This window comes from Enterococcus durans NBRC 100479 = LMG 10746 (assembly GCF_001544215.1).
In the GTDB taxonomy this organism is placed as follows: domain Bacteria; phylum Bacillota; class Bacilli; order Lactobacillales; family Enterococcaceae; genus Enterococcus_B; species Enterococcus_B durans.
Genome location: NZ_BCQB01000070.1, coordinates 1 through 10,610 on the forward strand (window position 1 = coordinate 1; position 10,610 = coordinate 10,610).

The following is a 10,610-nucleotide window of genomic DNA, read 5'->3' on the forward strand; positions in this document are numbered from 1 at the left end:
CTCTCCAATTTCTCAAACTTAAACGGCTTTTGTCTCGACTTCATTTTTAGTATGTTTAATCAATTCAGTTTCAAAACTTCTCCCGGATTTAAAAAGTAGTCGTCCATTGTCATGCCATTCAAGGATAAAATCGTTTCTACTGGAACCCCTGTTCGTTCCGCAATTTGGTTTGGTCCTTCGCCTTCTCGAACAACTGTTGTTGCCGCTGAAGCACTTTGATCTGCACTTTGTGAAGAAGAAGTTCCTTGTGCATATTGATCAGTGGACATTTGGCTTTCTGTTGTTGACTCCGTTGTTTGTGCTGTTGTATTGGTTTCAGTTCCACTTGTTTCCTGACTTGTAGATGATTCAACCTTCAAAGAAGCACTCGTACGCAGATAAATATCTGATATTCTAGCAACTTGTGCAGTGTACGTTGCAGAAAGTTGATTGATCATCGTATCAAGATCCACACCATCTTTTGCATGCGCTGTTTGATACTTTTCACGTAGTTTGCGGATTCCTTCGTCAGAGATTGCTTGTAACTCACTCGCTTTTTGGTTTGCAACAGTGGATAGTCCCGTGAGCCCATCCTGATTCTTTTGGATCTCCGTCTGGTATTCTTCAATCAGAACAGGTGTCTGATCTTCGATTTTTTTTGAATAAGTTGTAAGGATCGTTTGTAACTGTTCCTCAAGTGTCCCCTCAGCGGATGATTGTGTCGACTTCATTGTTTCTTTTGTTTTCGATGTTTCCGTTGATGCTGACTCTTTTTTCTTTGCTGTTTTACTTGTACTTATAGTTGTACTTTTGGCACTAGTATCATTCTTATTGTGGAGATAAAGCCCAGTAACAGCCCCCACAAGCAATAGAACGACTGCAACTGCAGAACCTACTTTCAGCATACGTATACGGGACTCTTTTTTTTGTTGTTGCCGACGGGCCGTACGGACATTTTCTCTTTGTTCGTTTTTTTCGTTCATTTTGTACCACCACCCATTATTCATAAAATAGCGTTATCAATTCTCGCATATGTCCATTGTAGCAAATTATCCGAGTAATGAACATTTTAAACTGTGTTATTTAAATGAAAAATTCACCATTTTTGATGGTTCCAAGATTCCCCATCGATCTCTCCTTGCAACTGTTCCATCCGTTCAGTTATTTCAATCACCAATTGTTTGGTTTCATGTAATAATGCTTTTGTTGGATAATCAGCCGCTCTGCTTAATTCATCCAATTGGCTCAACACCCATTCTTCTGTCATAATCTACTCCTTTAATTCGCGTAATGTAAATGTCAGATCTTCAATATCTTCTTTTGCTTTCTCTAAATAATCGATCACGTATTCTTGCATTGGTTCCCCAATTGATTTTAAGGTATCGTTGGCTCTCATTTGTGCAATAAACCAGTCAATACGATTCGCCAAAGTAGGTTTCTCCTTTAAAGTTAAATACTGTTGATACGCAATCAGCCGTTCCCATTTTTTTTCCTTTGATTGATACATGAATTGAGACATGACATATGGTGGTAAAAAAGACATCATCAGTTTGTTCGCGATTCGTTGATACGGCCGCAAAAATTCTGAAATCGTATATTCTTCTTTTCCTCCTGATTGATACTCTTTTTCGGCAACTCCTGTCGTCAAAACGATTCCTAGCTCTTTTCCTCTTAGTTCTAGCGATGCATGCTCCAAAACAGTATCTTGCCATAATTTTAAATGTGCAGGGGCACTGTACCAGTAAAATGGAAATTGAAAAATGATTCGATCATGTTCTTTCAGTAATTGTAACTCTAAAGCTAAATCTATCTGACCATCAGGATACATCTCTTCCAGATGATGCCAAGTAGCATTCGTTCCGTTCATTGCTTCTTTAAAAAATTGTTGGTTCAATGATGTATCGATTGCGGGGTGGCTCACGATGACCAAACTTTTCATGTCAAAAACTCCTATCCTTCATTGTGTCCTATATAGTTTAGCATAAAAAGTAAAAAGGACATTTCTGCCACGCTTGTCTCTAAGTCGTCCATGATACAATTTCTTGCGTTTCTAATTGTTTTTTTAAGGCTTCCAAGGAATGGTATCTTGATTCCTCATTTTTCATTCGTTTCCGATAACTTGTCGCTGTTTCGCCAGTTGTTTTTTTGAACATTCGACTAAAAACGACTAAACTATTGAAGCCAACTTGATAAGCGATATTCTCTACTGAGTTTTCTGTTAATGAAAGTAAAAAAGCCGCCCGATTGATACGTACACCAATCAAATACTCTTTGATACTCGTTCCCAAATGATTTTTGAATACTCGCGACAAATGGCTACGATTGACGGATAATCCGCGGGCAATTTCTTCTACTGTCAGTTGTTGTGCATAATGTTCTTCGATGTATTTCACTGTATCGATCACTAAAGGAGAATACACTTTTTGCTCTCCTAATCTCACTTTCCCCCCATCTTTCAATAGAGTTGCCAAAAGCCGATAAGTTAAAGCAGTCAATTCTAACTCATCTGCTACATCTTCTTGCGAGTAATGGATACATTCCAAAATAAGATCAACATATGCGGAGATACCTGCTGATACCATCGTATATTGGTCATCCTTAAATGGTGAGCGCCGAATGATCTCTTCAGCAGCTGCTCCTCCAAATGATAACCAGCAGTAGACCCAAGGATCTTCTCCATCTGCTAAATAAAAGGTAGACTCACCTGGACGTATCAAAAAAAGATCCCCTTTTTTCAATTCATATCGTTGTTCCCGGACATGGTATGTTCCTTTCCCCTCCATTATGACATGCAAAATAAAATCTTGTCTGATCGCAGGACCGAAAGAGTGAAATGGTAGCGTTTTTGAAAAACCACAAAAGTCAAAATTCAATTCTTTTTTTATCTGTTGTTGTTCCTTTTTTAGAAAAATAGCCTGTTCCATCGATACACCTCCACACTTCAACTTTACTCTAGTCTTCTAAATATGCAACAAAAAGTTAAATAGTAGTCACAGAAATATATTCATTAGGAAGCGTTTTCTTGATAAGTTATAAATAAATAAAGGACCGTTCTTATTCATTTTAATCGCTTATTGTTTGCAAGCAGAATTAGAACCAAGAACTTTAGACAGCTCATGTAGCAAAAAAAGGTGTATTTGCCGTACTTCAATACGTAAAGAAAGGACGTTTATTATGTCAATCACAATCAAAGATTTTGGACAAGGATATCATTTACTTGTTTTAACAAATAAACATGGACTACGATTAGCGGTTACCGATTTAGGGGCGCGTATCGTCAGCTTGAAGGCAGAAAACAGAGAATTAGCATTAGGGTTTGACTCCGCTCAAGAATACCTAGAAAAAGATGCCTATATTGGTGCCTCGATTGGTCGAACAGCTGGCAGAATCGAGGACGGGCATTTTACGCTTGACGATCGCACGTACCAACTAAGTGTTGATCCAGCTACTGGTCATTCCTTGCATGGCGGTTCTCCTGGTTTTGAAACCAAGAAATGGTCTTATCAAACGATTGAAGATGAACAAGGAGATACTGTTCTCTTCACTACCGAAAGTCCTGACGGAGAACATGGTTTTCCAGGTAATCTAAGAGTAGAAGTTCGCTATACATTGACTCAAGATGATATCTGGCGGGTAACCACTCGCGGTATAAGTGATCAAACGACCCTATTCAACCCGACAAATCATGTCTACTTCAATTTAAGCGGTGATATCACCCAACCAATCGATCAGCATGTTCTTTGGTTGGACAGTGAAGAGTACGCCCCTTTGAGAGCAGATAGTATCCCATTAGGAAAAAAATCTTCGGTAGCCAATACGCCATTTGATTTTCAAGAGCCGAGACAGCTTGCAACTGTTTTTGAAAGTGATTTTGATCAAAAAGTGCTTGTCGATGGCATCGATCATCCCTTTTTCTTAAACGAACAAGGATTAGACAAAGTAGTAGCTTTTCTTGTCAGTCCAGATGAAAAAATCAAAGTAAGTGTAGCAACAGATGCGCCAAGTATTGTGGTATTTACAGCAAACTTTGGAGAAAATACACCTGAAATGCGAGGAAAAAATCTGAGTGATCATGGTGGGATCACGTTTGAAACGCAAATTGCTCCTGGGGCAGAACAGTTCTCGGATTTTGGAGATATCAAACTTCCACCAAATACCCCCTTTGAAACAACAACAGAATTTAAAATCGAAACAAGAAAGGATTTTTAATAATGGAAATCAAACGTAGCTTAAATACAAAATTTGCAGAAATCTTCGGACCTAAACAGACAGCTCAATACTTCTCACCCGGAAGAATCAACTTGATCGGTGAACACACTGACTATAATGGCGGGCATGTCTTCCCTGCTTCGATCACTTATGGTACTCAAGGTGTCGCAGCTTCTCGAAAAGACAATAAGGTCTTAGTGTATTCAACGAATTTTGAAGATGACGGCGTAATCAGCTTTACGTTGAATGAGTTAGAATATGATAAACAAGCTGGTTGGGCAAACTATGTCAAAGGAATGATCCTAAAGTTAAAAGAAGCAGGGTATACATTTGATCATGGCTTCGAATTATTAGTGGAAGGAACGATCCCTAATGGTGCTGGCTTATCAAGTAGCGCTTCTTTAGAATTATTAGTAGGTGTCGTATTAGAAGATTTGTTTGATCTAGCTATAGATCGTCTTGCATTAGTACAAACAGGAAAAAAAGTAGAGAATGAATTTATCGGTGTCAACTCAGGGATCATGGATCAATTCGCAATCGGCTTTGGAGAAGTGGACAAAGCGATCTTACTTGATACAAATACCTTAAAATATGAGATGGTTCCAGTGAAATTAGATGGCTATGCAGTGGTTATCATGAACACAAACAAACGTCGTGAATTAGCGGATTCTAAATACAATGAACGTCGAAGTGAATGCGAAGAGGCGCTTAAACGTCTGCAAACACAATTAACAATCGATGCATTAGGTGACCTAGACAGCGAAACCTTTGAAGCTCATACAGATTTGATCAACGATGATACTTTGATTCGCCGAGCACGCCATGCAGTAACAGAAAACCAGCGCACACTAGAAGCAAAAGCAGAATTAGAAAAAGGAAACTTAGCTGCGTTTGGCAAGTTATTGAATGCTTCTCATTACTCGTTGCGTCATGATTACGAAGTAACTGGGATTGAATTAGACACTTTGGTAGATGCTGCCCAAAAACAAGAAGGTGTCTTAGGCGCTCGAATGACTGGTGCTGGATTCGGCGGATGTGCCATCGCATTGGTTAAAGAAGAAAACATTCCAGAATTTGAAAATAATGTCTACGATGCTTACTTGAAAGTTGTTGGTTATGCACCAGAGTTTTATGTCGCTCATATCGGTAATGGCACGACTAAAATCGATCCTGATGTAGCCACTGCTTGATTTCAGTCGAATTCAAATCAATACTAAAAAGAAGTAGAACGATCCTAGATTATCTCTTGGATTCGTTCTACTTCTTTTCTTAGTGAGCTTCGATCTACTTGATTGGTTTTATTGAAATAAATACGTATTGTTTGTCTGTTCTTCAATCGTCTTCTGCCACTCCGTATTCACACAAGACTTTTGTTTTTTTCTGTGAATTTATACGGTCCTAAGTCAAAAAATTGTTTTAGGATTTGGTTGACTTGTTGATACAGCTCTGGGGCCTCAATCACATTTTTGACAGTCAACGCTTCATAATCCTTTTGAAAATGAATTAACCCATCTTCTTGCCGAACCTCCACGCATTTTCCTGCATGTTTTAATTGCCGTATCTCTCCAAGCATCTCGTAAATATCTTCCCCCTCAAATCCCTCTAACAAGGCCAAGCTATCAACTAATGATCCTACGGACAATTCTGCTATTGTTGCTTTTTTCCCACCTAAGTCAAGCTGATAAATCGTAGAGTCAATGATTCCACACGCATTACAGCCACCTTCTGTCAGATCACTTTTCTTGGTTAATTGAACTTCTTTCATTATGGACTCCTCCTTTTTTATGATGATTTAGATATTTTTTTGCTTTGTAGTTCTTCCTTCTCTTCATTTCTCGTCTTGCAGCGTCTCTTAAACAACGAACCTGACAGTCGACATACGACAATATGATCTCATCTGATTCTTGTTCAAAGCCCCAAAAAGACATAATGATCCTCCATTCCCATTTATTTATACGAAGAGGCTGGGACAGAAGTGTTTAACTCCGAGAAATAAGAAGAAATTCACGAAAATTGCTTTTCAAATTTTTGGGAATTTCGGCTTATTTAAGAAGGAGTTGCTTCTGCTCCTACCGTTTATTCGTTTTTAAAGAATGAGACAAAAGTGTTTCTTACTTTTGTCCCACACTCTTTTTTACTTTTACTATACCATTTCTCATTTTTTTCAGCATAAGAAAAAAAGTTCCACTAGTCAATAAAGAAAAACAAGTATAAAAAAATAAAATAGATATATTTGTTTTGATTATGAACAGATACATTCAATAAAAATAAGGAGTACCGCAAATATCATCTCATTAGATGATAAAAAAAGAGAAAACACGCAAGGCAAAAGCAAGGAATGCTTTTACCTCACGTGCTAAACAAGAACAAATGGCAGATGCAACTCTTTCTCAAATAAATCGATAGCCAATCCGGCAAGAAATTTGCATGTATCCTTCTTCTTTCTCAGAGTTAGCCTCTTCTGCCACAACCTCTTTTCGTTCAATATCATTCCTTGCTTCTCATTCAAAAAAGAATGATTGGCGAAAAGTAATCAGCTGCTTATAATTTTTCTACTAATTCTTCTAGTTCATTCAAGCGTTTTTCAAATATTACCATTGCATCTTCGATATAATTTGCTTTCGTCATATCAACACCCGCTTTTTTCATTACTTCAACGGGATAATCACTACTTCCAGACTTCAGATAGGTAAGGTAGTTTTCTAATGCTTGTGGTTCTTTCGTCCAGATTTTCTTCGCTAAAGCAGAGGCAGCTGAAAATCCAGTCGAATATTGATAAACATAGTAATTGTAATAGAAATGAGGGATACGTGACCATTCATACTTGATTTCTGGATCTTCTTCTACAGCTGGTCCGTAATATTTAGTATTCAGTTTCCCATAATTTTCACTCAAGTATTCACTTGTCAACGGAATACCTTTTGCATCCTCTTCATGCATAAAATGTTCAAATTCTGCAAATTGAGTTTGACGGAATATCGTACCTTTGAATCCATCAAGGTAATGATTCAAAACATACGCCCGTACTCGAGGATCTTCTTCTGTTTCCAACAAGTACTCCGTTAAAATATTTTCATTCGTTGTTGATGCAATTTCAGCTAAGAAAATCGGATAATCCCCATACACATAAGGTTGGTTTGAACGAGTGAAGTAACTGTGGACACTATGTCCCATTTCATGTACCAATGTAAATAGTTGATCCAAGGCATCATGCCAATTCAATAGAATGTATGGATTTGTATCATAGCTTCCTGAAGAATACGCGCCACTACGTTTGCCTTTATTTTCTATTACATCGATCCAACGCTCAGAAAAGGCTTTTTCAACGACTGTCAGATATTCTTCACCCATTGGTTTTAAGGCTTCCAATGCTTTTGCTTTTGCTTCTTCATAGGTAAACTTTATTGGTGCTTCACCTAGAACTGGTGTATATAGATCGTACATGTGTAGTTTGTCTACCCCTAAAAGACGTTTACGAACAGACATATAACGGTGTAATAATGGCAAGTTTTTATTGACAACTTCCACTAATGTATCATACACGCTTTCTGGAACATGGTTGTTACTTAAAGAAGCTTCACGAGCTGACTTGTAATGACGGATTTTTGCTTTATAATTATGACCTTTGATATGCGCACTCAATGTAGATGCAAATGTATTTTTAAATTGTTCATATACACTGAAAAAACCTTTGAATGCTGCTTCGCGAACATTGCGATCCGTACTTTCCATTAACTGTCTGTAAACACCGTGAGAAAGTTGGATTGCTTTTCCATTTTCATCTGTGATCGTAGGAAACTCTAGATCAGCATTGTTCAATACCGCAAAGATATCACTAGAGGAACCAAATATTTCGCCTGCTCCTGCAAGTAAAGACTCTTGATCAGCAGACAGGACATGCGCTCTATTATCTACCATTTGTTGGATATAATGGCGATAAAGTTCTAGTTTTGGTTCTTGTTCAAAGTACTGCCAGATTTGGTCATCTGAAAGTTGAAGTACTTCTGGTTCGTACCACGAAATAGCTTCACTCACTTTTGCTAATAAACTGCCAGATCGGGCATACAATGCTTGATAGGTTGTATTTGCAGTATCTTGATCATTTTTCATACTAGAATAAACATAGATCCGTTCGATTTTTCGATAAACATCTAAAACAAATTCAAGTGCATCCAAAAATTCTGTGGCACTATTTGCCAAAGTCCCTTTATATTTATCAGAATTTTTTAATTCTTCATTCAATTTTTCATAAGCCTGATCGAATTCTTGATCGTTTGCAAAGATTTTCGTTAAGTCCCATGTTAGTTCTTCAGGTAATTCTTCTCTTTTTGGTAATTTGGTCGTTTCACTCATTGAATACACTCCTTTTTTTCATTCCTATCGCATCTTTTTTACAATCAAGATGTTCACCTTCATAGCACTAGCTATTGAAGTCCATTTTAGCACAACTTAATTCGGTTTACACATAGAATATAGGCGACATTCTTCATAAAATGAAGAATAAATGATTGAATCCCTAACAAGGGGGAATTGCCAGCTTTTTTTATACGCAAAAAGTTTTTGTAACCATCTTAGGTATCGCCCATAATTGCTTTTATGTGCCTCCCTAATAGAAACCTCCTCGTACAAGATTCTATAAAGAAATACTAACTCTTTAAACATAGAAGAAAAAGTAACTATCACGATACATCCAATCTGGTAAATACAGCAAGTGCCTTTGATAGGTGTAGCAGATACCTTGTAACTTGATATATTTAGGATGTCGCGAAAATAGTTGCTGCTGCAGCCATCTTTTATAGGTTACTCTTTTAGATAATATTTCAGGTTTTATCTCGCCAACGGTTTCATTAAAAAGCTTTGGCAGTACACCACTGAAAAACAACCACGATTTTTTTTCATAGGTGATTTTACCATTGATCGTTTCTTTCATATGATAACGCAGAATCAATTGTCTCTTTTTCCAGTCCAATTGCCATAGATGAAGCCCACAACTTTCATTAAATGCACAAAAGCGTTTTTCGATCATCGTCAATTTTTTATTTTTTAAAAAGTTGTTTCCTATGATCCACCACACCACATAGCCATTTTTTTGATATGTGTTAGTTCGCTCTTCAAATCTTCTGTATGGTAATGTGGAACACTGAATTTCTATTGCTAATGTTTCGTAAAGAACATCCGGTCTTTGACGAATTTTCGGTAAGTATCCCTCTAGATGAATCACTGAATTTGTTGAATGTCGCTGAAGCCAATCGAACACGACTTGCTTTAAGTTTAGGTGTTCTGCTGTTTCACCTTCACTAAAACCAGTACATACTTTACGGCTTTTATGCGCAAAGTGCGCACTTTTTTGTTTCCCATTTTTTAAAACCACCCGCCCTTGACACACCGGGCAAAAAAGCAAATGCTCTTTCGTCACTTTTTGAGCAGGAAACTGTTTTCCCTTCTTATCGATAGCATAAAGCATTATTCTCACCTCCAAAAAAACATACGCAAAAAAGGATCTGATCTTTCAGATCAAATCCTTCTTATCTATTCCAAACAGGTGGAGAAATTTTATTTTTGATCAAGCAAAATAAAATCGTGTTCGTTCTAATGCATTTCTTTCCATAATAAGTTTGGCATACTCATTCAGTGTTTCATTTGTACGATCGCTTTTTTCTGCGTACTCCAAAACGCGTGCAATTTGGTTTTCAACGTCCATTTGGGATAAATTTTCCATCCAAAAATGAACCACTAAGTAGTACACATCATCTAATAGGTAGATATCCGTCCACGCTGATTCTAGTTCTACATTATTCGCCAATTGAATCATTTGTTCAAAGTCGTCAAAAGCAAAAATTGCTTGGTGTTCAATTTCATCGGAAATGCGTTCGTCCGATTCTTCTACTTCATTATTCAGAATTTGTTGTTGAATAAACTCAGTCACATCATCAGAATCCAACGAATCTTCATCATTTTGGAGCATTTCTTCATTCGGAAGATTTTTGCTGATAAAAAGTTCTAAGCCATCTCCTTTTGGCAACACCTGAAAAGTAACAGCCTCACTGCTGCGAAACTCATCTTCAATATCCACTTCTTCCAGAATACTATAGAAAAAGTTTTCAATTTCTCTATGGTTTCCAAGTAGGTCCAAAAATGAGACTCCTCGCTCTTCTAAGTCTTCATGCCCAATCATTACTCGTATTGTGTTTTCGTTAATATGTTCCATTTCCATTTTGCTACACCTCACTTTGCCACAACAGTCAATATACCTTCATTGTATCGAAATAAGCTTAAATGTAAAGAAAAATAATTATCGCTTAAAAACAAACTAAATTTTTTCCATTTACTTGACACTCTTGGCAAATCCCTCTTCTTTTCTTTCATGCTACCATACAAAAAATGATTGCTTTTCTAGTATTTCATCTGTTAATCATAAGAAT

At 37.2% G+C, this 10,610-nt stretch carries 10 protein-coding genes; 2 read left to right on the forward strand and 8 right to left on the reverse strand.

The genetic code is table 11. The features are described from left to right. Positions 1-59 precede the first annotated feature (59 nt). The 4 genes from ED2_RS13240 to ED2_RS13250 all read right to left on the reverse strand — a co-directional run bounded on the left by ED2_RS13240 (position 60) and on the right by ED2_RS13250 (position 2,903). The gene (locus ED2_RS13240) at positions 60-962 is read right to left on the reverse strand and encodes a LysM peptidoglycan-binding domain-containing protein (RefSeq protein WP_016176916.1); all 903 of its coding nucleotides are present in this window, start codon (positions 960-962) and stop codon (positions 60-62) included. 113 nt (positions 963-1,075) lie between these two features. Beyond that, entirely contained in the window at positions 1,076-1,246 is a 171-nt protein-coding gene (locus ED2_RS15760; protein WP_005879399.1) for a hypothetical protein, read from the reverse strand. A 3-nt stretch (positions 1,247-1,249) separates the two neighbouring features. Next, positions 1,250-1,918: an NAD(P)H-dependent oxidoreductase gene (locus ED2_RS13245; protein WP_005879401.1), complete on the reverse strand. Its 669-nt coding sequence runs from the start codon at positions 1,916-1,918 to the stop codon at positions 1,250-1,252. Between the two features lie 79 nt (positions 1,919-1,997). Continuing rightward, on the reverse strand, positions 1,998-2,903 hold the full coding sequence (locus ED2_RS13250) for an AraC family transcriptional regulator (protein ID WP_005879403.1): 906 nt from the start codon (positions 2,901-2,903) through the stop codon (positions 1,998-2,000). A gap of 250 nt (positions 2,904-3,153) precedes the next feature. Here ED2_RS13250 and ED2_RS13255 point away from each other — a divergent pair, with 250 nt between their 5' ends. Both ED2_RS13255 and ED2_RS13260 read left to right on the forward strand, forming a co-directional pair. After that, positions 3,154-4,188, forward strand: coding sequence for a galactose-1-epimerase (locus tag ED2_RS13255; RefSeq protein ID WP_005879405.1), 1,035 nt, complete (start codon positions 3,154-3,156; stop codon positions 4,186-4,188). 2 nt (positions 4,189-4,190) lie between these two features. Beyond that, on the forward strand, positions 4,191-5,378 hold the full coding sequence (locus tag ED2_RS13260; protein ID WP_005879407.1) for a galactokinase: 1,188 nt from the start codon (positions 4,191-4,193) through the stop codon (positions 5,376-5,378). 167 nt (positions 5,379-5,545) lie between these two features. On the opposite strand, the gene ED2_RS13265 is transcribed toward ED2_RS13260, so the two are convergent. The 4 genes from ED2_RS13265 to ED2_RS13285 form a co-directional block, all read right to left on the reverse strand. Further along, positions 5,546-5,953 (reverse strand): DUF4809 family protein, encoded by a 408-nt coding sequence (locus tag ED2_RS13265; protein WP_005879409.1) that lies wholly within the window; start codon positions 5,951-5,953, stop codon positions 5,546-5,548. Between the two features lie 776 nt (positions 5,954-6,729). Continuing rightward, the gene (gene pepF / locus ED2_RS13275) at positions 6,730-8,541 is read right to left on the reverse strand and encodes an oligoendopeptidase F (protein ID WP_016176915.1); all 1,812 of its coding nucleotides are present in this window, start codon (positions 8,539-8,541) and stop codon (positions 6,730-6,732) included. A gap of 301 nt (positions 8,542-8,842) precedes the next feature. Next, positions 8,843-9,652, reverse strand: a complete 810-nt coding sequence (locus ED2_RS13280) for a competence protein CoiA (RefSeq protein WP_016176914.1) — start codon at positions 9,650-9,652, stop codon at positions 8,843-8,845. Positions 9,653-9,751: 99 nt separating this feature from the next. Beyond that, positions 9,752-10,402, reverse strand: coding sequence for an adaptor protein MecA (locus ED2_RS13285; RefSeq protein ID WP_005879417.1), 651 nt, complete (start codon positions 10,400-10,402; stop codon positions 9,752-9,754). Positions 10,403-10,610: the final 208 nt, after the last annotated feature.

Coding starts and splice junctions, on each gene's coding strand:
- ED2_RS13285 (WP_005879417.1), bottom strand. CDS start 10,402: ATGGAAATGGAACATATTAACGAAAACACAATACGAGTAATGATTGGG.
- pepF (WP_016176915.1), bottom strand. CDS start 8,541: ATGAGTGAAACGACCAAATTACCAAAAAGAGAAGAATTACCTGAAGAA.
- ED2_RS13250 (WP_005879403.1), bottom strand. CDS start 2,903: ATGGAACAGGCTATTTTTCTAAAAAAGGAACAACAACAGATAAAAAAA.
- ED2_RS13255 (WP_005879405.1), top strand. CDS start 3,154: ATGTCAATCACAATCAAAGATTTTGGACAAGGATATCATTTACTTGTT.
- ED2_RS13280 (WP_016176914.1), bottom strand. CDS start 9,652: ATGCTTTATGCTATCGATAAGAAGGGAAAACAGTTTCCTGCTCAAAAA.
- ED2_RS13240 (WP_016176916.1), bottom strand. CDS start 962: ATGAACGAAAAAAACGAACAAAGAGAAAATGTCCGTACGGCCCGTCGG.
- ED2_RS15760 (WP_005879399.1), bottom strand. CDS start 1,246: ATGACAGAAGAATGGGTGTTGAGCCAATTGGATGAATTAAGCAGAGCG.
- ED2_RS13265 (WP_005879409.1), bottom strand. CDS start 5,953: ATGAAAGAAGTTCAATTAACCAAGAAAAGTGATCTGACAGAAGGTGGC.
- ED2_RS13245 (WP_005879401.1), bottom strand. CDS start 1,918: ATGAAAAGTTTGGTCATCGTGAGCCACCCCGCAATCGATACATCATTG.
- ED2_RS13260 (WP_005879407.1), top strand. CDS start 4,191: ATGGAAATCAAACGTAGCTTAAATACAAAATTTGCAGAAATCTTCGGA.